Source organism: Marinobacter excellens LAMA 842, from assembly GCF_001574445.1.
Classification (GTDB): Bacteria; Pseudomonadota; Gammaproteobacteria; order Pseudomonadales; family Oleiphilaceae; genus Marinobacter; species Marinobacter shengliensis.
The window spans coordinates 15,071-35,908 of record NZ_LOCO01000021.1 but is presented as its reverse complement, the minus strand read 5'-3'; the positions used below and the strand labels follow the sequence as shown (position 1 = coordinate 35,908).

16 protein-coding genes and 1 tRNA gene are annotated in these 20,838 nt (G+C 58.1%); 7 read left to right on the top strand and 10 right to left on the bottom strand.

The window, feature by feature from the left end:
* Positions 1–45: 45 nt before the first annotated feature.
* The gene (locus J122_RS15555) at positions 46–2,031 is read right to left on the bottom strand and encodes an SDR family oxidoreductase (protein WP_061333123.1); all 1,986 of its coding nucleotides are present in this window, start codon (positions 2,029–2,031) and stop codon (positions 46–48) included.
* 378 nt (positions 2,032–2,409) lie between these two features.
* On the opposite strand from J122_RS15555, the gene J122_RS15550 reads away from it, so the two are divergent.
* Together J122_RS15550 and J122_RS15545 are read left to right on the top strand one after the other, a co-directional pair.
* Complete coding sequence (locus J122_RS15550; protein ID WP_061333122.1) at positions 2,410–2,709, top strand: hypothetical protein; 300 nt, start codon at positions 2,410–2,412, stop codon at positions 2,707–2,709.
* Between the two features lie 36 nt (positions 2,710–2,745).
* Entirely contained in the window at positions 2,746–5,598 is a 2,853-nt protein-coding gene (locus J122_RS15545) for an insulinase family protein (RefSeq protein WP_061333121.1), read from the top strand.
* Here the strand turns inward: J122_RS15545 and J122_RS15540 are convergent.
* Positions 5,595–6,236, bottom strand: coding sequence for a TIGR04282 family arsenosugar biosynthesis glycosyltransferase (locus tag J122_RS15540; RefSeq protein WP_061333120.1), 642 nt, complete (start codon positions 6,234–6,236; stop codon positions 5,595–5,597). The genes J122_RS15545 and J122_RS15540 overlap by 4 nt on opposite strands.
* Entirely contained in the window at positions 6,223–6,942 is a 720-nt protein-coding gene (locus tag J122_RS15535) for a TIGR04283 family arsenosugar biosynthesis glycosyltransferase (RefSeq protein ID WP_061333150.1), read from the bottom strand. The genes J122_RS15540 and J122_RS15535 overlap by 14 nt, the downstream gene beginning before the upstream one ends.
* A 94-nt stretch (positions 6,943–7,036) precedes the next feature.
* Between J122_RS15535 and J122_RS15530 the strand changes: the two genes are divergently transcribed.
* Positions 7,037–7,113: transfer RNA gene (locus tag J122_RS15530), tRNA-Arg, on the top strand.
* Between the two features lie 77 nt (positions 7,114–7,190).
* On the opposite strand, the gene J122_RS15525 is transcribed toward J122_RS15530, so the two are convergent.
* The gene (locus tag J122_RS15525) at positions 7,191–7,745 is read right to left on the bottom strand and encodes a PEP-CTERM sorting domain-containing protein (protein ID WP_061333119.1); all 555 of its coding nucleotides are present in this window, start codon (positions 7,743–7,745) and stop codon (positions 7,191–7,193) included.
* A gap of 215 nt (positions 7,746–7,960) precedes the next feature.
* Between J122_RS15525 and J122_RS15520 the strand changes: the two genes are divergently transcribed.
* On the top strand, positions 7,961–8,635 hold the full coding sequence (locus J122_RS15520; RefSeq protein ID WP_061333118.1) for a spermidine synthase: 675 nt from the start codon (positions 7,961–7,963) through the stop codon (positions 8,633–8,635).
* Between the two features lie 64 nt (positions 8,636–8,699).
* On the opposite strand, the gene J122_RS15515 is transcribed toward J122_RS15520, so the two are convergent.
* Positions 8,700–9,731: a hypothetical protein gene (locus J122_RS15515; RefSeq protein ID WP_061333117.1), complete on the bottom strand. Its 1,032-nt coding sequence runs from the start codon at positions 9,729–9,731 to the stop codon at positions 8,700–8,702.
* Positions 9,732–9,945: 214 nt separating this feature from the next.
* On the opposite strand from J122_RS15515, the gene J122_RS15510 reads away from it, so the two are divergent.
* Entirely contained in the window at positions 9,946–11,790 is a 1,845-nt protein-coding gene (locus J122_RS15510; protein WP_061333116.1) for a diguanylate cyclase domain-containing protein, read from the top strand.
* A gap of 6 nt (positions 11,791–11,796) precedes the next feature.
* Here the strand turns inward: J122_RS15510 and J122_RS15505 are convergent, their stop codons facing one another.
* From J122_RS15505 to J122_RS15490, 4 genes are read right to left on the bottom strand one after another with little or no spacing between them, the layout of a single operon-like run.
* Positions 11,797–12,420 (bottom strand): condensin complex protein MksE, encoded by a 624-nt coding sequence (locus tag J122_RS15505; RefSeq protein ID WP_197463858.1) that lies wholly within the window; start codon positions 12,418–12,420, stop codon positions 11,797–11,799.
* A complete protein-coding gene (locus tag J122_RS15500; RefSeq protein ID WP_061333115.1) occupies positions 12,413–13,840 on the bottom strand; it encodes a hypothetical protein in 1,428 nt (475 codons plus the stop codon). The genes J122_RS15505 and J122_RS15500 overlap by 8 nt, the downstream gene beginning before the upstream one ends.
* The gene (locus tag J122_RS15495) at positions 13,833–16,775 is read right to left on the bottom strand and encodes a hypothetical protein (protein ID WP_061333114.1); all 2,943 of its coding nucleotides are present in this window, start codon (positions 16,773–16,775) and stop codon (positions 13,833–13,835) included. The genes J122_RS15500 and J122_RS15495 overlap by 8 nt, the downstream gene beginning before the upstream one ends.
* The gene (locus J122_RS15490) at positions 16,768–17,550 is read right to left on the bottom strand and encodes a Wadjet anti-phage system protein JetD domain-containing protein (RefSeq protein ID WP_061333113.1); all 783 of its coding nucleotides are present in this window, start codon (positions 17,548–17,550) and stop codon (positions 16,768–16,770) included. The genes J122_RS15495 and J122_RS15490 overlap by 8 nt, the downstream gene beginning before the upstream one ends.
* 59 nt (positions 17,551–17,609) lie before the next feature.
* Here J122_RS15490 and J122_RS15485 point away from each other — a divergent pair, with 59 nt between their 5' ends.
* The gene (locus J122_RS15485; protein WP_061333112.1) at positions 17,610–18,257 is read left to right on the top strand and encodes an MBL fold metallo-hydrolase; all 648 of its coding nucleotides are present in this window, start codon (positions 17,610–17,612) and stop codon (positions 18,255–18,257) included.
* 24 nt (positions 18,258–18,281) lie between these two features.
* Here J122_RS15485 and J122_RS15480 read toward each other — a convergent pair whose 3' ends face one another.
* Positions 18,282–19,898, bottom strand: a complete 1,617-nt coding sequence (locus J122_RS15480) for a methyl-accepting chemotaxis protein (RefSeq protein WP_061333148.1) — start codon at positions 19,896–19,898, stop codon at positions 18,282–18,284.
* Between the two features lie 267 nt (positions 19,899–20,165).
* Here J122_RS15480 and J122_RS15475 point away from each other — a divergent pair, with 267 nt between their 5' ends.
* Positions 20,166–20,828: a hypothetical protein gene (locus tag J122_RS15475; protein ID WP_061333111.1), complete on the top strand. Its 663-nt coding sequence runs from the start codon at positions 20,166–20,168 to the stop codon at positions 20,826–20,828.
* Positions 20,829–20,838: the final 10 nt, after the last annotated feature.

Sequence of the window (20,838 nt, the reverse complement as noted above, 5' to 3'; positions counted from 1 at the left end):
TCAAAAAAACCCGCCGAAGCGGGTTTTTTCTTGCCTGGAGACAGCTTACCAGTAGATACCTCGCATAATGGCCGCGAACGCCACCTGCTCGGTCGACACCTTGGGCTTTTCACCCGACTTGCTACCAGCGGCAGACGGAGAATCCGGGAACATCCGGTAACCGGTGTTCATGATAATCTCACCCATCTTCGGCGCCAGGGCGTGCAGAACCTGGGCAAAGACACCCAGGCGAGTCGCAATACGCTTCGGCCGGTAAACGATGGCATCCGCCACCATCTGCGCAGCTTCATCCGGTGACAGCGTGGGTACCGAATCGTAAATCTTGGTCGGCGCAATCATCGGCGTTTTCACCAACGGCATGTTGATGGTGGTGAACGTCAGATTACGGTCAGACCACTCCGCCGCCGCACACCGGCTGAAGGCATCCAGCGCTGACTTCGACGCCACATAGGCCGAGAAACGTGGTGCGTTGGTCAGTACCCCAATGGACGAGATATTCACCACATGGCCACGGCGGCGCTCCAGCATGGCCGGCGCAAAGCCCATGATCAGGCGCACAGAACCGAAGTAGTTCAGCTGCATGGTGCGCTCGAAATCGTGGAAACGGTCAAACGACAAGGACAGCGAGCGTCGAATAGACCGGCCGGCATTGTTCACCAGTACGTCTACATGGCCGTGATTATCCAAAACCGTCTTTACAAAGCGATCACAGTCTTCCATGTCGGAAAAATCGCACTGGTACGCGTGGATATTACCGCCACGGGCTTCCAGATCGGCTGCCACTTCGTCCAGGGTTTCCTTGGTGCGGGCGCCAATCACCAGGATTGCACCGGCTTCCGCCAGCTTCTGGGCAGTTGCCAGGCCAATACCGGAAGTGGCACCGGTGACAACACACACCTTGCCTTCCACTGTTCCCTTCAGGGTGCGGTCCTTGAACAGATCCGGGTCCAGGTTACGCTCCCAGTAGTCCCAGATCACAGGCGCATAGCTTGGCAGGCGCGGCACGTCGATGCCGGTGCCTTTCAGCGCCCTTTCAGTTTCACGGGCATCGAAACGGGTCGGATAGTTGATGAACGACATTACCGACGGCGGAATGCCCATATCATCCAGAACGGCACTGGCGATGCGCTTAACCGGTGGCAGATTCTTGATGCTCTGGCGAATGAACGGGGGAATAAAGCCAAACATCCGGGAATCAATACGCATCCCCATTTTGGGAGCGTGGCCCGCCTCGCTGAAGATATTGAGGATTTCACCCACTTTATAGGGATCAGAGTCCACCAGGTGGAAACACTTGCCGTCTTCCCCTTCGAGATGGGCAATGTGATCCATGGCGTTCACCACGAAATCGACCGGCACAATGTTCAGGCGGCCGCCTTCAATACCAATGGTGGGAACCCATTGCGGCAAGGCATGGCGAATCTTCTGGATCATCTTGAAGAAGTAGTAAGGGCCGTCAACCTTGTCCATCTCGCCGGTTTCGGAATGGCCAATCACCATGCCGGGGCGATAGATACGGAACGGCACCTTGCACTCATCCCGCACCACTTTTTCGGACTCATGCTTGGTGCGCAGATAGGGGTGGTCCAGCTTCTCGGCTTCCTCAAACATGTCCTCCCGGAAGGTGCCCTTGAACAGGCCTGCCGCCGCTATGGATGACACATGGTGGAAGTGCTTGGCCGCCATGGCCTCAGCCGCCTGAACCGCCGCCCGGGTGCCCTCGATGTTGGTGGCCGCCTGGGACTCTTCATCGGCGCCCATGTCATAGACCGCCGCCAGATGGAAAAAGTGATCGACATTTCCCTTGAGGGATTTCAGGGTCTTGGCGTCGATTCCGAGGTTCTTGCTGGTCAGATCACCAATGACCGCCTTTACCCGGGACTCATCCACACCCCACCGCTCGCGCAGTTTTTCGAGTTTGCCCTGGGACTGTTCACGTACCAGGACATACACGGTACCGCCTCGGGCGAGCAGCTTTTCAACCAGAAAGCGGCCGATAAACCCGGTACCGCCTGTCAGGAAATAATTCATAGGTACTCCATCCTGCCTGTTGCTCTGTTGTTGTCATTACACCAGCACGAGTAAGACTAAAGTCTTACCTGCATTCCATTGGCCGGCATTGTACTTAATTGCAACTTTCATGTATCGAACTTTTTTAGAGCTTTTGCTCTGTAACCCTTTGTTTTTGTTAGAGCCTTTACTCTAAAAACCGGCCTTCCGCCTGGCAGAAAATGTCCCTGTTGCCGACACACTGAGTTTGAGATTAGCACAGTAAACACCTGCTGCGAGCCTTGCGACCACAATTACCGATGGGCAATGCAAGGCTCGCCCGGCAATGCGATAATCGGGAACTTACCGCGCCAGACGGCGTCACTAACTAGCCACGATCCTGAGAGTTACCAGACCAGCATGCAAAACGACAGCCCCAATACCGAACGCTACATTGCCATCGCCCGCGCCTGCCTGAAGGCCATCAACGACACCGCCGCTAACAGTGGTAGTCGGGAGGAGAAGATCCAGGCGGTCTATCAGGCGATCGACAAAGCTTTCCAGGCGGAGTTTTCCGAATATCGGCAATCCGTTGCCATCATGGCAACCGTACTTGAACGTATCGCTTCGGGCGAACTGGACGCCGACAAAGCCGCCAGCCTTGCCCGCAAAACCCTGGACCAGCAACCCGCTGGCACCCAATCCGGGATCATGCACTGAGCAAAACCCCCACTTTGACCGGACAGAAGAGGCACCATGACAGCTGACCGCCCCGTGTTCCAGAACCTGTACCGTTTCCAGTTTGTTTTGTTATTTTTACTTGGCAGTGTGCTGCTCAGCCCTCTGGCTGTTGCCGGCGCATCGCCGACCAAAAGCCCCAACGACCCTAACGAATACCGGTTTCTGGAACTGGACAACGGCCTGCGGGTGATTCTGGCCTCAGACCCCGAAGCCGACAAAGCAGCCGCCTCAATGAATGTCGCCGTTGGCAGCGGCAACGACCCCGCCGACCGCGAGGGTCTGGCACATTTCCTGGAACATATGCTGTTCCTGGGAACCGAGAAGTATCCGGACCCGGGCGAGTACCAGCAGTTCATTCGCAGCCATGGCGGCAGTCATAACGCCTTTACCGCATTTGCCGACACCAACTATTTTTTTGATGTCGAGGCAGAATTCCTTGAGCCGGCCCTTGACCGCTTCGCCCAGCAGTTCTCCCACCCGCTGTTCACACCGGAGCTGGTCGACCGGGAACGTAACGCTGTGCACTCGGAGTACACCGCCAAACTCAAGGAAGATGGCCGCCGGTTCCTGTCTGTTCTGAAGGCCGGGGGCAACCCCGATCACGCCTTCAGTCAGTTTGCCGTCGGTAACCTGACAACCCTGGAAAACACTGAAGAGAATCCCCTGAGACCAGACCTGATCCAGTTCTGGCAGGACCAGTATTCCGCCAACATCATGACACTGGCAGTTTACGGCCCGCAGCCCCTCGACCAGTTAGAGCAGATGGTCCGGGAACGCTTTATCGCCATCGAAAACCGAAACCTGACGGCCAAGACACACCCACAGCCGCTGTACGTTGAGAGCAGATTGCCCGAACGCATTACTGCTGAAAGCCTGCGAGATTCCCGCAGCATGACGCTGTCGTTCCCGATCCCATCGCAGCGGGACAATTACCGGACCAAACCGGCATCCTATGTGGCCAATCTACTGGGCCACGAGGGCCCCGGCAGCCTGTTTGACACCCTCAAACAGGCGGGTCTGGTGGAGTCGTTGTCGGCCGGGCTGGGAATGGATACCGGGGATCATGCCACGCTGGACATCCGTATGTCTCTCACGCGCGAAGGCCTCGAACGGCAGGACGAGATCATCGCGCTGGCGTTTCGGTACATCGACAAGGTCCGGCAATCCGGAGTTAACGAAGACCGCTTCGAGGAAATGAAACAGCTTGCGGTGATTGACTTCCGGTTTCGCGAGCGCAGTGAGCCGATGCGCGAAGCCATGCGCCTATCCAGCCTTTTACGGGACTATCCACCGGAAGATCTGTTGAGCGCGCCCTGGCTGATGGATCGTTACGCTCCGGAACAGTACAAAGCGCTTCTGGAACGCCTGACACCCGATAACCTCAAAGTCTGGGTGTTTGCCCCCAACCGGAATTTCGAAGCGCCACAGTTTACGCAGTGGTATCAGACACCCTGGCAGAGAGCGCCGCTCAGCGTCGAAAGTGAAGTAGAGTCCACGCTGGCTGAGCGCCTGGCCCTACCCGCCGCCAATCCGTTTGTTCCGGAAAACCTGGAGCTGGTGCCCGGAAACACCATGGCCCAGCCAGTGCTGCTGGACGAACTGGATGGCCTGGCTGTCTGGTACGCCAGGGACACCCAGTTCAACACGCCCAAAGCCAACGTGTTTATCAGCCTGCGCACTCCGCAGGCGAGATCCTCCGCCCGCAACGAGGTGCTAACCCAATTGCTGGTGGACGCCATCGATACCAACCTGAACGCCTGGGCCTATTCTGCGCGGCTGGCCGGGCTGGACTACAGCATTTACCCACATCTTCGGGGTGTGACCATCCGGGTGGGTGGCTATAACGACAAGCTCTACAAGTTGGTGAACCGGATTCTGCTGGAATTTGCAGATCCCAAGTTTACTGAGCAGCGTTTCGACGTTGCCCGGCAGAGACTGATCGATGGTCTTGAGAACAAAGCCAAAGACCGGCCGGTTCAGCAAACCTCGGAATTCATTCAAACGGCCCTCATCGATGGCACCTTTCCGGTACCGGATAAACTCGCTGCCGCGCGTGAAGTCACCCTGAACGAACTGGAAGCCTTTGGCGCCCGCCTGGTTGCACAAACAGACCCGGTAATGCTGGCCCACGGCAACCTGACGGAGGCAGCGACACTGAATATGGCACGGCAGGTTCAGGCCATGGTATTGAACAATCGGGAGCGCACCACGGTAGACCGCTCGCGCATGCGCCAGCTGCCGCAGGGTCAAACCCTGGCGACGCTGACTCTGGAACACCCGGATACCGGCTATACGCTGTACTTGCAGGGGCGCGACACCTCCTATGAGGAGCGGGCAAGGTTCCGCCTGCTGGCGCAGATTCTGAGCAGCCCCTTCTATGAGGACATCCGTACCAACCGCCAGCTGGGCTACATCGTTTACGCCACCGCTTTCGAGATACTGGAAACACCGGCCCTGGGGCTGGTTGTGCAATCTCCGGAAGCAACGGCTGAAGCCATTGACCAGGCGGTGATGGAATTCGCTGAAGGGTACGCAGACCGTCTGGCAGAGTTAACGTCCGAGCGACTGGCTCGGGAGAAACAAGCGGTGATCAGCCAGTTGCTTCAGCGAGACCGGCAGTTAGGTGAGGTGTCGGGCCGTTACTGGCGGGAAATCGACCGGGGGAACACCGCCTTCGACAGCCGGGAGCGCCTGGCGGACGCCATTCAAAAAGTTACCCTGGATCAGCTGAAAACGACCTTCCGCAACGCCATGATAGAGCGCCAAAGGGCACTGCTGGTGGTTACGGGCGATGATGGCGAGAACAGCCGGTCCGTTCTTGACCGACTGCGCCAGCGGGATGCCGTGCCAGCCCGAGTAGAACGCTAACGTTGGCCAACCATACGCCGGAAGCGCTGCCAGTCTTCCGGCTCGTCCACATCCCAGCGGGGTTCCAGCAGGTAAACGCTGAGCCCCGCCGCATCCATCCTCTGCAGGGTTTGCTGCATAACATCTGGCGTACCCCAGGCAATACCTTCCAGCGCACCGGGCGCCAGCCTGCGAGCACCGATTAACACGTAACCACCATCATCCGACGGGCCCAGCACCACATCGTAATGCTCCAGAGCCGCTACCGCGGAGCGCACATAACCGGGGTCTACTGATGGACAATCACTGCCAATCACCACCGCCCGGTGATGAGATGCAATACCCTGCCCCAACGCCCTGGCCATTCGCTCCCCCAGATCGCCACCTTGCTGAAAAGACTGGGGCAATTTGGCTGCTTCGATATTGGCCAGCAAGGGAGCAGCTTCTTCAGGCGGCTGATCCAACGGACGATCCCACCAGAAGCTGACGTCATAGCCCGTGGCACACAGATTATCCAGTACCTCCAGACTCAGGGTGATATGGGCCTGTAGCGCGCCCTCAATACCGAGGGCCGGAATTAACCGGGTTTTGACCCGGCCCGCCTGCGGCCATTTGGCAAACTGCATGAGAATCGCCGGTGAATGATCAGTGTCTAGCATGGCGCACGTTCCTCCGCCAAAGGGCAGCCAGGGATTCGGGACTGTCGCCCCGCCAATAACGCCAACGCAGGCGCCACATCAGCACAATTGTGGGCCACACACCGCCCTGCTCCCAGCGCCGGCTGTCGGTAATTACCACCGAAGAAATACAGTAAGGGCGTGCCACCAGTTTCAGGCGTTTGGACAACTCCACATCTTCCATCAATGGCATGGCGCGATAGCCACCCAACGCCTCGAACACGTCCCGACGCACGAAAATACCCTGGTCCCCCGTGCAAACGCCGGTGAGCCGGGAGCGCCAGTTCATAAACCAGGCAATCACAGAAAACATGACGTGCCGGCCGCTCAGGCGAACGTCAAATCGCCCCCAGGGGCGACCAAGGCGTTGGCTTTCAGTTAACTGTTCGAGGGCATCGGGGGGAAGGCGCGTATCCGCATGCAGGAACAAAATCAGGCCGCCACGGGCAGCGGCAGCGCCCGCGTTCATTTGCACTGCCCGCCCAGGTTCAGATACCAGCAACCGGTCACACAACGGGCGCGACAAGTCAGCCGTGTTATCCGGGCTGCCGCCGTCTACCACAATCACTTCGTGACCGGCCTGGCGGATGGGCTGTAGCCTCTGCAAAGATTCTTCAATACCGGCCGCCTCCCGCCACACGGGTACGACCACGCTTAAAGACAAAGCAATCCGGGTATTGGCATCCATAAAAGCGACAGACCAAGAGAACAAGGCCCAACCATAACCGGACACCCCTTGAGCCACAAGCCCTTGCCGGCTATCATACCGCCTCTTCTGAAATGCCCCCGTAGCTCATCTGGATAGAGCGTCCCCCTCCTAAGGGGAAGGTAGCAGGTTCGAGTCCTGCCGGGGGTACCAAACAACCTTATTCAAGTGTTGTTATTACCCTCGACCACTGAACACTCTTGCACCCTGAGAGAGAAGGTCAACCGCCTCTAGCAGGGTACCCGGGAAACGCCCCTGATTGACTTGACCCATCGGTACCCGGCAATCCCCAGCAAACCCGCAAGCAACAGCAATAGACTGGAAGGCTCGGGGACCTTGGCCGGCGCAATCTTCTTAAGGCGACCAGTCAGCCAGTAGTAGTCCCCAGAGTCCCGATTACCGACGTGCGCACCCTCAAACGGTGCGGTGAGGTGCAGGTTGTCGAAAATATCCTTGCCGGCCTCGAGGTAAAACAGGTCGAGAAAAAGGAAAAACTCAAAGTTATCTACCACAAAGGGTTCGAATCCGTTCTCGTAAAGGGCGTCGGTATCGGATATCGGTTGGTCATACATCAACGGTACAAGCCCAGTCCAACTGAACGTTATCGGGTCACTGGTAAACTGAACAGAAACCAGGCCACGCAGCACCGAATCAACCTCGATTATCGCGGTGGCATTATGACTCTCGTACGGGTTCATAATGGGGTGGTCGTAGCTGTAGGTGATTAGCGCGGCGTTTGCGGCCGGCGCCAAACAGGCAAGCACAATAGTCAGTAGATTCTTCACGCGTTCAGTCCCTCGATTTACCTATGATCCATCAGGGTAATTTAAAGCAATTATCGAACCATGGCACGTATCACTGGGTTTTCAAACGGCCAGCAAAACGGCGCACCACTCACATGTAAAATATTCTGACACCGAATATTTGGAGCGCTCACGCTTAGCTGCGCCCAGTTTGGGGTTACAATGCCGCCTACCCTGTCACCACCGGAATCCATCGAATGGCCCGCTTTAACGAAATTGGCACCGCAACCATCCCCGGCAACGGCACCCGCTTGCGCCTGCTGCAGCGCAATGACGAGTTTTCCATCAAGATCGCTGGGGCGCCTGGTGAACTGATGAACAGCCGGTTGCATGGTTCTGAAGATGCCCTTGCCACGCTGGCCTGTGAACGCCTGAGCCATCTGCCAGAGCCGCGTATTCTGATTGGCGGGCTGGGGATGGGTTTTACCCTGGCGGCGGCACTGGCATCAACCGGTGAAAAAGCGCGGGTGACGGTGGCGGAGCTGGTCCAGGAGGTTGAAATATGGAACCGTGGCCCCCTGGGCTCGGCGGCCGGCTATCCGCTGAACGATGCCCGAGCCCAGGTGCACATAGGCGACGTGGCAGAACTTCTGAGACAGGGTGATGGCAACTGGGATGCCATTTTGCTGGATGTTGATAACGGCCCGGAAGGCCTTACCCGCAAGGAAAACAACTGGATTTACTCACCCGAAGGCATTGCTGCTGCCCAGAAATCCCTGAGTAGGGACGGCATTCTGGCCTACTGGTCCGCCGGCCCGGAACACGCCTTCACCGAACGCCTGCGCCGTGCCGGGTTCTCGGTGGAACCGGTGGTTGTGCGGGCCCTGCGCCCCGGCAAGGGAGCCAGGCACACTATCTGGCTGGCCTGGTAATTTGGGGTCAGACCCCAGAACATTTCACCGCTTCAAATGTCTTGGGGTCTGACCCCAAAATTTATTACTGCACTCGGGAGCGCCTGGCGGGAACAAACCACAGGCAAACCCGCGTCATCCAGCGTAACAGCAACAGGAACGGCAGCAGAATCAGGAACCAGCCGGGTACCTGTACCATCCACGGTGGCACGCCGAGTACTTTGGCAGCGCCGGCGAACAGGTCGTTCAGCACCAACGGGTGTCGAACGGCCACATAGGCCAGGGCAGCCACGGCGGGCCATTTGGCATGACCAACCATAACCGAGGCCATGCGCCCGGCCCGGGCAAGGCGCGTGCTGTAAGCCGCTGAACGGGCAGTGACGGTAGAAGCCCGCGCCGTGGTGGCTGCCGCCCTGCCCGCTTTCAGAAACTTCACCGCACTGCCGATAACAATGGCATCCACGGCGGCCCAGCCCACATCGCTGGCACGAATGGGCTGATCGGTGCGATACCGGGATTCCAGGGTGCGAATGCCGCTGGTAAAGAACTGGGTAACGCCTTCGGTGATGCGATCGGTCCAGATCCACTCGACATTCCCGTCCGGGCCCACCACAAACTGACCGGTGAAATCCTGCCCTTCCTTGTTGGCAAAATTGACGGCATACCAGGCGCGCTGTTCGGGTGTGAGGGTTTGGCGGGTTCCGGCCACGCGATTCATTACTTCGATGGACCGAACTGGGTTCTGGTAGAAGTGAATCACAGGGGGAACCAGATACTCACCGTGGGCTTTCAAGGCATCCTGGAACTCGGGTTCCTCCCCGAATAACTCCATCAGAAACCTGGTGTGTTCCGGGTACACCTGCAGCGCCGCCTGGGCCTTCAACAACAGCAGGCGGTCGTCCCGATAATCAAGCAGCAGGGCCTGCACCGGCAGTGGCTCGGCAAGCACCGTCGAACCTGCGCCAAATACATCCTGGGCATGCAGGCGTACCAGCCGCTCTTCCACCGGTTGCGGCTGAAACCGAACCGCCACCAGCACGGCAACAGCCAGCGCAATCAGTGCCAGCCAGAGCACACTCCGGCGACGGTGGGTTCTGAACAGCACAGGCTCTTGCATCGAGTACTCCCGGCAACCTGAAAGGTTTTAGTCTACACGGAACGCCGGCACCATAGGAGTCATGCATCGCTAACCGCTGTCCCTTCAAGGAACACAGGAGAGTGCAAGCCATTTGACCCGTAGCAGTTTATTACATAAAAGTACCGCAATCCGCTTTACGGTTTGCAAGAAACGGATACCATTGCCTCAGGTAGTGCTTTTCGGACCCGTCTTGATGGATATTTTTGAGCAGAAACGCCGCATCATCACCACCGCCATTGTTGCCGTGGTTATGACGGGCATCATTATTGCCGCAGTGGTTTCTGCTCCACTGATCAACCAGATTCACACCCAGGCGGCACAGACAGCTGAGGGCGTTGCAGACGCGAAAGCAGAGAACGTCAGAGCTGTTTTTGATCAGCACCAGGACCTGGCCCGCCAGACCGCCAGCCGCTCAGAACTGGCAAAGGTGCTGGGCCAACACGCCAAAGGTGAGGTTTCAGCCGGTGTTGTGCACACGTTTTCCCGCCCGAGACTGCAAGACGCAGCCCGAATCATAGAAGACCTTGCAGTATTAATCCGATACGACGCTGCCGGCAACGAACTGGTCAGGGTCGGGCCCTGGGCCAATGATCTACCTGCGGATATCCCTCTCTCCGATACCCTGGACATCAATGCATTCGCGCTGGTGTCCGGCGAAACCAGCGGCCCGCTGCTGCAGGCAGCAAGCCCAATACTGGCCGAAGGACGGGTGGTAGGTTATGACCAGCTCCTGTTCTCGCCGGACTCTCTGGCGCAGGTCTTCCAGGGTCAGCCGGATTCATCACTTTGTCTGCTCGACAGCCAGAGAACCAAGCGTATTATCCTGAACCCACAGACGGATCAGATCGAGCTAACGGCCCCTGAGGGCTGCCTGGCTGTCAGGCAGGGAGTGTCCACCCGAGACCGCTCCGGTGCTTTCCGGGCAAGGCTTGACGATGGTTCCAGAGTGCTCACGTTCCACCGGCCACTGGCGGGTTATGGCTGGGAACTGCATATGTACACCCGAACCTCACGGGTTTTCGCCGACGTTATCGTTGATATCATGATCAGTATTCTGGCTATCCTTATGCTCTCTGCGCTTGCGGGGTTGCTGGTCTGGAGGTCACTGAAACCGATTGTCGGCGCGATGGTAAAGCAAACGTCTCAGATCGCCCGTTCCACCGAAGAGCTGCGGCTGGCCTACCAGGTGTTCGAACACACTCATGAGGCGATTCTGATCACCGATGCAAACTTTATGATCGTTCGGGCCAACCCTGCTTTTTCCGACATTACCGGTGAAGCAAACAGAGCGTTACATCGCAAGCCACTGACAGACTTTCTGGACTGTCAGAAAGGAAAAGGTGTTGTTCTGGAGGAGATTCGGAAACAGCTGGTCACGGTGAACGCCTGGCAAGGTGAGGTCTGGCTGAAGGGCCATCAGGGCCTCACCATTCCCAACCTGATGACGGTGTCACCCGTCAGAAACAAAAATGGCCAGATCCGGCAACTGGTGCTGACCTTCAGCAATATCACGGAGCGGGTACAGGCCGAGAAACAGATGATCCGGCTTGCCCATTACGATGAACTGACCGGCCTGCCTAACCGGGTGGCACTGGAGAACCACCTGGAGCAGGCCATTCAGCAGGCGCGCCGGGATAACAGCCATTTTGCCCTGATGTTCCTGGATCTGGATAAGTTCAAGCCTGTGAATGATAACTATGGCCATCAGGTGGGTGACGAGCTGCTACGCAATGTTGGCAAGCGTCTGAAACACTGCATTCGCAGCAGCGATGTGGTGGGCCGGCGAGGCGGTGACGAGTTTGTGGTGATTACCGGGCCGCTGCATGGCGATGACGACGCCAAGCCTATTGCCGACAAAATCGTCGCCGTTCTGAACGATGTTTTCCACATCCAGGGGCACAATATCCAGATAGGCGCCTCTGTTGGCGTTGCGCTCTATCCGGACCACGGCTTGGCGGCGGAAGACCTCCTGAAACAGGCGGACGCCGCCATGTATCGCGTTAAAACCAGTGGCCGTAACGCCGTGGCCTACGCCTGAAACCGCTCAGGCCTGCTCATATTCCTGCACCAGCTGGCCGAGAAAATACAGGCCTGCAGAACTAAGAAAATACCGCCCGGCACCAGCCCGGAACACCAGATTTCGCTTCTCCAGGTAATCCAGGGCTTCCGTGAGGCCTTTCTCGAACCGGGCGGCCCGGAGAATGTCCTGGTACTCGTCGTCTCCGGCCATAGCTTCAAGGTCCTGCTCATTCAGGCCGGCGTCTGGCCGCCCCAGGTAATCCAGATCCCTCCCGCTGCGGGCAAAGTAACGACCAATCAACAACAACACTACTTGTACCCTGAAGGCGTTCTCATCGTGCTCTTCGCTCTCATCGTCGCTGCTTTCTTTCAGGAAGAAAAATGCGCCGGTTTCATTGAATACAAGCTCACTGCCCAGGTGTTCGTAAAAGGTGCGAAAGTGGGATAAGTGGTTGTACAGCAGGTTGTATAGTGGATTGGCCCGCAGCTCCGAGCGGTTGTTGTCCCACACGTCCCGCACGATCACCCGGCCGGCCTGGAACTCACGGTAGATGGCGGCGCTGTGGGCGGGCAGGATCTGCTCGAAGCTGCCGACGGGCGCTGCGCTAAGGCTGTTTTCCGTCTCGGTCATGTCAGAAAAATCAGGCATGGCTTGGCTCTTGTTTGATGTCGGTTACGCCGGGTTCAAGCCGGCGTTTTCGGTAGACGAATTGCTCGCTGTCCGGCGCCTGCTCCAGGGTGCGGAAGCGGTTGGTGGTGACCACCTGCATACCCTCAGGTGGCGAATTCACCAAGCGGTTCAACGCTGCCAGCAGGTCCGGAAAGCGGTAGCCGGGAATAAAACCATCCAGCCGGCCGTGCAGCTCCCGCACCAGATCCGCCGTAGGCCTCAGCTCCAGCGTTTCCAGCCACTGGTAAAGCTGGTTGATGCGCTGAACGTCGATACGACTATGGCGGCCGCTGCCATCCACTTCCTGCAGCACCGGCACTTCCGCTTTGCGGCGAAGATCACTCAGGCGCAGGTCCAGTTCGCTGAACAACAGCTGGTAGTAGCTGGAAGACTGGCCAAAGGCATAATGCTTGGGCCGCTGTTGTGCCCGCAGCCCCACCAGAAATCCGGTGCTGCGGGCAAACTCCCCACCTTCCAGCCACTTGCGGCGCAGGCTGAGGGTTTCGGTGTCGTCTTTGAGCGCCCGCAGCTTGCCGTAGAAGTGCTCCATAGCATTGTACTGGGCCATGCCCCGGCGGGTTTTGCGCAGGAAGTGCTCCACTTCCTGGGCCACTGCCTGAATGGGTTTGTACAGCGCGTTCAGGCTGAGGGACGAGCGGAAAATCTGGTCCGCCAGGCTGTGGTTGTCGTTGGTTTCCAGCAAACGGACCATGGCTTCCAGGGTTTCGAACAAATTGCTGCCATCGGGCAGACGGGTGTCCGGGTTCAGGAAGACCAGGGTGGGTTTAATGTGCCGGTCGTAAAGGGTCACGATTTGTTCAAACAGGTTATGGCGAAACTCCAGGTACTTTTCCGGTGCCCGGCTGGCATCACCAGACAAGTCCGCCAGCTGGGCACTGATGGTTTGCATCCGCAGCACGTTCTGGCGCAACAGGCCGATGAGCTGGCTAACCCGTTCGTTCAGGTCGTCCCGCAGTTCGGTGTAATCCGGGTCTGCTTCACTGAAACTGCTGATTTCAAGGCGGTTGCGTACATCCCGCAGGGTCACCAAATGGCCCCGCAGGCGGGCGTCGGTCAGCTCCTGATACAGCGAGGCGTTACAGGCGCGCATCAGATTGATCAGGGCGTCCTGGAACACCAGCCGGCGCTCGCCGTCGGCCTTGATGATGTCGATGATCAGGCCGCTACGGAACAGGTTGTCGGTGTTCATGGCCAGCCGGACCCGGTCCCGGTCGGCCTTACCGAGGTTACCGGTATAGTCCATCACCTCGGTCACCAGGTCGCTTTCACGAATGTAGCGGGCCTCATTCCGGTCCATGCGTTCGATCATTCGGAACAGGATCTTCGGGTGCTCGAACAGCAGCCGGGTGGTATCCAGGGTGCTGAAGCGCTTACTCATCCACCGGCTCCAGCAGGCTGTTTTGGGTCTGGTCCGCCCAATGGCTCAGCGGTTCGCCGCCGGTGAAGCCTTCGGCGCCGCCCCAGAACACCAGGGTCCGTTGCGGGCTGTATGGCCGCGCCGTGCGCATTTGCCCCACTTCCAGGTGCCGACCAATCAGGTAGATCACTTCGGCACTGGCACTGTGAGTGGCGGCGGAGAACAGGTTGAAGCCCTGTCTGCGCAGCCGTTCCAGCAAGGACGGCATCTGGCTGATATCTACACTGGCCAGCTCATCCAGCACCATGGGGAACGACAACTGCACGCCCGGGTACAGCACCCGCTTGAGCAGCCGGTACACCAGTTCCAGGTTGATCAGCGCGGTGGTGGAGGTGGACTGGCCTTTCTTGTCCAGGTTCGCGGCGTTTTCCTTGCGGGTGCGGTAGGAAATGCCGGTGATCACCTTGTCCATGGTCAGGCGTTTGCTGCCGCCCTGCTCGCCGAAAAAGTCGGCCACAAACACCCGCAGGCGGTCGTAGAAGGCGTCGGACTGCAACTGGTTGCCGTACGGGTCGATGTTGTTGGCTTCTTCCACCAGGTTGCGGAATTTCGGGTCGGTGTGGATGTCCACCCGAATTTCCACCAGGTCGTTGATGCGAACGCCGTCCAGCTCCCGATTGAGCTGGGCTTCAAAGCGCGCAATGTGTTCGTGGTTGGATTTCAACGCCTGGCGGTAGCTGGCCACGGTCTCGTTGTGGATGGCAATCTGCTCTTCCAATACCTGCCAACGCTCGGCCATACCGGCGAACAGGTCCGCAAGACTCTTGAAGGTCTCACGAATAATGGACGACGCTGGGCTATCTTTCTGCAACTCGCCGTCGCTGTCCTCGTGGATGCCCAGATAAACGAACTGGCGCAGGTGATCGAGTATGTTGCGGCGCCGTTCTTCCAGATCGTCCAGCTGGGTTTGCAGGTCGTCAAAGGCGGCAGCGGAGACTTTCTCAATGGCCAGTGGCTGTTCCGCGTCCACCGCTTTCAGGTGCGGGAAGCGGTGTTCAACGGTGCCTACGCTACGGCTCAGGCCCGCCAGCTCCCGCTCCCGTTCCTCGATGCGGTCTTTCTCAGCCTTGGCCTTGGCGGCCTTCTGTTGCACCGCGTCCTGTTTTTCCTGCTCCAGGCGGGCTTGCTCGTCCAGTTTGGCGAGCTGTTCTTCCGCCGCCAGCTTTTCCTCCGTCGCGTCTTTCAGGGTAGTGGCCGCCGCCGGATAGCGCTGTAGCGTTTCCAGGTCTTTCTCAATAGCGCGGATTTCTTTTTCCGTTCGCTCAATCAGCCGGGGCCGGTCGTGTTCCTGATTGGCGGTGTCCGCGAGCTCTGAACGTTCTCTTTCAAGGCTGTTTCGTTCACTTTCGATGTGATGCCGCTGTTCGGCAAAGTTGGTGTGGCGAGCGGGTTGGCTCTGGTATTCGGCGTCAAACCAGTCAAAACCCTGATCGTTGGGTATGAACAATCGCGCGAAGGCTTCAATAGTGGACTTGCTGTCCGCATCCAGATCCTGACCCGGACTGGCCATCATCAACCGGGGATCGACAGCACGAAGCGGCGCGGCGGTGGCTTCGTCCAGCTGGTTCTGCAACTGCCACTGCTGCTTGCTTTCCCGGTCTCTCAGACTTTCCAGCTGTCGTTCCAGGTCCAGCTTCTTGCGCTGGATCTGTTCCAGACGAATCTCCGCCTGGGCGGCGCTTTTCAGGGCGGCGAGGTGGCCCTTCTTGCTTTCCAATTCTTCGGTCTGGATGTCCGCGATTTCCTGCAGGGTCATCTCGCCGTATTGCGCAACCAGCAGCTCGCCGTCTTTCTGACTCTGCTCCGCCTGCTTGATGCGACGGTCAGCGGAGCGGATCTCGCCTTTCAGTCCGCTGACTTCCTGTTCCAGTTTTTTCAGGGTTTGCAGCACGTGGCGCAGGGTGTCGTTCTGTTCGTTAAAGGCGTCCAGCGCCACCCGCCGTTTGGCGCCGATGTCCGCCAGGGCACTGGCCACGCCGTCCCGAAAGGCGGCAAAATCGTGCTGGCTGCGCAGCAAAGTCTGATAGGCCTGGTAGTCGCGGTTCAGCTTCTCAAACCTTGGTCGCTCCTTCTCGATTCGGTTGAGCTGGCTTTGCTGCTGTTTCAGTTGGTCATGGCGATTCAGAAAATCGTCGATGTTGAAATCGAAGGCATCATCGGCAAACTTCTTGTCCGCCTCGATGATACTGGCCACCGCATTGGCCATGGCCTGGTCGTCGGCCTTCATCTCGAACAGCAGCAAAATCAGCGTGCGCAGGGACTGCACCCGGCGCTCGTCGGATTCCCCCAACGGCAACACCGAATAGCGCACGGCATTGGCGTTCATTAGCTCGCTGCTGTAGAGCATGGATTTGAGTTTGGCGGGGTCGTTGACCAGCTTCGTATCTTTCGACAGCTTTTTCAGGGCTTCGGATAACCGGCTAAACGACAACTCCGGCACCGCTTGGCCAATGCCATCTTCATCGTCGCCATTCCAGAACAGCGGCCGCAGCTGGTCGTAGCTCACGGGCACAAAGGCCCGGCCATAGCTGAGCTGGCTGGCGTTGTCCCGGTATAGAATCTGGCAATGGGTGCCCGCCGGGTTCTCCGCTTCCATGATGAGAAAGCTGAACTGGCTGGGGAAATAGTGCTGGTAGCTTTCTTCGTTGGTGTAGAAACTGCCGGCACTGGCGTTGCGGAAAGCAAACTTCTTGCGGCTGTTCTTGAAGTTGTTCTCCGGCAACAGGAACAGGCGCAGGGAGTTCAGCAAGCTGGATTTACCCAGATTGCCCGGCCCCAGAATCAGGCCATGGTTATCCACCGGAATTTCCACATAACAGAAGCCGGCGGAATCCACCAGCACCAGGCGGCGAATGCCGAAGGTAAAGGTGCTCGCGCTCGCCTGTGAATCACTCATCCAGAATCATCTCCTGTTCCATGAATTTGCCGGTGGCCCGGAAAGCCTGCGCCAATGACACAAACCCCAGATCTTCCGCCAGCATGATGGCCTTTGTAAACCTTTCGGTGGCGTCCGGGGTTTTGCGGAAGCGGCTCAGCCAGAGCTGCCAGTCAGCCGGCTGCAGATAGCAGGCTTTGTTGCCCAACGCCGATCGCACCGATGCAAACATCTGCAGGCCGCCGGCATCGTAATCAAAGGCGCAGAGCACCTCATCGTAACCGGCCAGCCAGTTCAGGTCTGCCGTGCGGGTAATCCGGTTACCTCCGCCAAGTACTACATCACAATCTTTCAGAGCCACGGGCTCGCCAAGGCACTCCCCGGTAAAGGCCAGCATCTGGCGGTAATGATAAAAATTGCGTTCGTTTTCCACCACCAGCACCCGGGATGCAGGCGTATAAGCAATATCCACCGAATCCCCGGCAATCACTACCGAGTCCGGCCGGTGGCCGGTCAAGGCGTGATGATACACCAGCAGGAAACTCACCTCGGTGCCATGGCGGTGGGAATCGCCCTTCCTCGCCGCATCTACCCGGCTCACCGGGGCTGCAGCCTGCTCCCGAAGCGCCTCAAAGGCAGCCTCATCCAGAACGGTTACCCGCCAGCGGTTCGGCCCCGCCTTTTCCGTTGAAAAAAGCTCACGATGTCGCTGGCGCAGGACATCCGGCAACTTTTTCAGAAAGGCCTCGTAGTTGATGGCCTGGCCCTGAAGGATTTTCTCGAGGTAGTTGTTCAATGGCTCACCTGTTGTCGCCTTGGTAAACTTGTCAGAAAGTTTACAACCCGAGGCAGATTATGTCCCTGAAGTACCGCGTGATTCCCGTCACTCCCTTTGAACAGAACTGCACCCTGCTCTGGTGTACCGAAACCCATAAAGCAGCGGTCGTAGACCCGGGCGGGGATCTGGATCGCATTCGGGCAGCAGCGAAAGCCGAAGGCGTTACCCTGGAGAAAATTCTGCTCACCCACGCCCACATTGACCACGCCGGCGGTACCGCCGAGCTGGCAAAGTCGGAAGAACTGCCCATCGAAGGCCCCCATAAGGAAGATAACTTCTGGATTCAGGGCCTGGCCATGCAGGCGCAGATGTTCGGGTTTCCGGCGCCGGAGGTGTTCACGCCTAACCGCTGGCTGGAAGACGGGGATACGGTGACCGTTGGCAATGAAACCCTGGAGGTGTTGCACACTCCGGGCCACACGCCGGGCCATGTAGTGTTTTTCCATCGTGGATCAAAGCTGGCCCAGGTGGGTGACGTGCTGTTCAATGGCTCTATCGGCCGAACGGATTTCCCGAAAGGCGACTACAACACTCTGATTCATTCCATCCGGGAAAAACTGTTCCCCCTGGGGGATGATGTGAACTTCATCTGCGGCCACGGCCCTATGTCCACTTTCGGCCAGGAACGGGCTACCAACCCTTTCGTGTCGGATCACCGGGGCTGAGCGCCCCAGTACCAGCGGCCGGAATCAGTGTTGTGACAACCGGAACTGCTCGATGGTCTTACGCAGAGTTTCGGCCATGGCCAGGAGGTCACCGGCAATACGGGCGGTTTCCTGGGCGTCGCTGGAGGTTTGCTCCGCAGAACGGCTGATTTCAATCACGTTGTGATTGATGGATTCCGACACATCGCTCTGTTCATTGGCCGCGCTTTCCATTTCTTCGTTCAGGCCGGTGATCTCGCGCACCGCCGCCGCAATGGTCTGCAATTCCGTTTCCACTTTCAGAATCGACTCCACCTGATGCTGCGCCAGCTCAGAGGCATGGCGCATGGTGCCCACGCAATCCACCACCTCTTTTTTCAGGCCATCTATGGTGTTGCGAATCTCCTCCGTGGAGGCCTGGGTGCGGGACGCCAGCGCGCGCACTTCATCAGCGACTACCGCAAATCCACGGCCCTGTTCACCGGCGCGGGCGGCTTCGATGGCGGCGTTCAGGGCCAGCAGGTTGGTCTGGTCTGCAATCTCGGAAATCAGCTCCAGCCGGGTGGCCATTTCGGTGGTGCGCTGGTCCAGCTGTTCGATTCGCTGGGCACCGCTCTGCACCTCGGTGTTAAGTGTCTCAATACCTTTCACGGCGTTGTGAGCCAGTTGTTCACCGGTCTCCGCCGCCTTCGCTGTGTCTGCGGATTTGCGAGCGGTATTCACCGCGTTCTCCCGCACCTGAACTGCGGATGCCGCCATCTCTGTAGTGGCGCTGGCTACCTGATCGGTATTGTCTCGTTGAGCGAGAACCTCACGCTCCGTGGTCTCTGCCTTGCCGGCAATGGTTCGTGCGGCGGCTTCAACCTGGGCGGCATTGTCCATCACCGTATGCATGCTCTCCCGAATCTTCGCCACCATTCGGTTAAAGGCGCGGGACAGTGAACCAATTTCATCGTTACGGGTAACATCCAGCTCGATGGATAGATCCGAATTCCGGGAGATTTCATCCATCCTGTCATGCAACCCACGTAACCGGGAGAACACCAATCGCCCCAGAACCAGCGCGGTCAGGAAGAAAATCACAACGAAAATGACCACCTGAACACCACCGCCCACCAGTAACTGCTGTTGCAGGCGGGCATCGCTCTGGGCCAGGGAATAATCCACCCGGATGGCACCGAGAATGTCGCCTTCCTGGGCCTGGTGGCAGCCCAGGCAATTCACGCCCTGATAGTCTGCCTCGGCAATAACCGGCTCAATCAGGGTATAAACCCGGCCCTGGTCATTTGCCGAGTAGAGCTCCACCCGCTCGCCACGCAATGCTCGAAGATCTTCAGGTTCGCGACGTCTCTCCTCCGCATTGCCGGCGCCGTACATCGCATTCAGTTGGTCACTGCGCACCACCCGGATATCCAGCACGTCCTCGGATGCCTTTGCCCGATCGCGCAGTACTTCCCGGTTGTTGATGGTGCCTGTAACCATCATGGTGTTGAGCCCGTCAAAGTAGGATTTTGCCAGCCCGTCCACATACTTGTGGCTGTATTCCTCAAGGTGCGCGCGCTGCGAATGGGCGCTGTAGACAACCGTAAACGCCAAAATGATGGAAAACGCAACGGCCAGGGCCGCAAGCAGCAGAAAACGGATCGAGTGTTGTTTTTTCATGGTACCCCGGCAGCGGAAGATCAACTGAACAACCATCTGTTATGACGGCAGTTTCGGGCATAACTTTATAGACATACGTCAATTTTTATATGACCCAGATCAGCCCGATGCGATCCCTATGACACTCGTTGCAAAGTTTTACATTTCCGCGCAAGTACAGACTGCCGAACCTCAAGAACAACCTGGCCCAAAACCTGCTTATTACTCACAAACACAACCCATAAACGGATTTCCGGCAGTTATTTACCGCCGAGGAGGAAATACACCATGTCTTTGCTGACATCCCTGATACAAGCCAGCACACGCTTTCAGCAAGCCATGGACAGCCGCCAGGCACCGGCAGCCAACCCTGATGGTGAGAAACCCGCTGCCACGAAGCAACCCGAAGCCGCCGGTAGCCCGGGTGATGACCGCTTTACCCCGTCCGGGCAGTCAGAGCTGGACCCCGGCAGCCTGAAAGCTCGCAAGCTCCCACTCGGCCAGTACAAACAGACCGTTGCACAGGATCTTTCCTTTGTTCGTGAAACCCTCCGGCACAAACTTGCCGAGTACAACCTGCACCCGGCAACGGCCCTGAGCGTGGGAAAAGGTGAGAACGGCAATGCGGTAGTTGAGGGGAAGCTGCCCGAGGAGCTTCGCGAAAGAATTGAAATGGACCTGAACAACAACCGGGGCTTCCGGGAAGCCTTCAGTCGGCTGAGCGTCAGCGAACCGACACTGCACTTTATGGATAACGCCCTGAAGCTCAATCAGGCCTACGGCGTGAACAACTCCCTACTGGATTCACTGCTCAGCGACAACCAGCAGTTCAACGGATTACAGGATGTCATCCACCGTTACGACAGCCTGAAACGCAACGCCAACAGCGGCCAACCCGACTTCGGTAACAGCGTACAACGCTACGCCTTCAACCTGAACACCCGGGCCTGATACCCGGGTG

Excerpts from the sequence above, each read along its gene's own strand:
- J122_RS15475 (WP_061333111.1), top strand. The coding sequence starts at position 20,166 with ATGTCTTTGCTGACATCCCTGATACAAGCCAGCACACGCTTTCAGCAA.
- J122_RS15495 (WP_061333114.1), bottom strand. The coding sequence starts at position 16,775 with ATGAGTGATTCACAGGCGAGCGCGAGCACCTTTACCTTCGGCATTCGC.
- J122_RS15540 (WP_061333120.1), bottom strand. The coding sequence starts at position 6,236 with ATGCTAGACACTGATCATTCACCGGCGATTCTCATGCAGTTTGCCAAA.
- J122_RS15505 (WP_197463858.1), bottom strand. The coding sequence starts at position 12,420 with ATGCCTGATTTTTCTGACATGACCGAGACGGAAAACAGCCTTAGCGCA.
- J122_RS15545 (WP_061333121.1), top strand. The coding sequence starts at position 2,746 with ATGACAGCTGACCGCCCCGTGTTCCAGAACCTGTACCGTTTCCAGTTT.
- J122_RS15555 (WP_061333123.1), bottom strand. The coding sequence starts at position 2,031 with ATGAATTATTTCCTGACAGGCGGTACCGGGTTTATCGGCCGCTTTCTG.
- J122_RS15515 (WP_061333117.1), bottom strand. The coding sequence starts at position 9,731 with ATGCAAGAGCCTGTGCTGTTCAGAACCCACCGTCGCCGGAGTGTGCTC.
- J122_RS15480 (WP_061333148.1), bottom strand. The coding sequence starts at position 19,898 with ATGAAAAAACAACACTCGATCCGTTTTCTGCTGCTTGCGGCCCTGGCC.
- J122_RS15510 (WP_061333116.1), top strand. The coding sequence starts at position 9,946 with ATGGATATTTTTGAGCAGAAACGCCGCATCATCACCACCGCCATTGTT.
- J122_RS15485 (WP_061333112.1), top strand. The coding sequence starts at position 17,610 with ATGTCCCTGAAGTACCGCGTGATTCCCGTCACTCCCTTTGAACAGAAC.
- J122_RS15500 (WP_061333115.1), bottom strand. The coding sequence starts at position 13,840 with ATGAGTAAGCGCTTCAGCACCCTGGATACCACCCGGCTGCTGTTCGAG.
- J122_RS15520 (WP_061333118.1), top strand. The coding sequence starts at position 7,961 with ATGGCCCGCTTTAACGAAATTGGCACCGCAACCATCCCCGGCAACGGC.
- J122_RS15535 (WP_061333150.1), bottom strand. The coding sequence starts at position 6,942 with ATGGATGCCAATACCCGGATTGCTTTGTCTTTAAGCGTGGTCGTACCC.
- J122_RS15550 (WP_061333122.1), top strand. The coding sequence starts at position 2,410 with ATGCAAAACGACAGCCCCAATACCGAACGCTACATTGCCATCGCCCGC.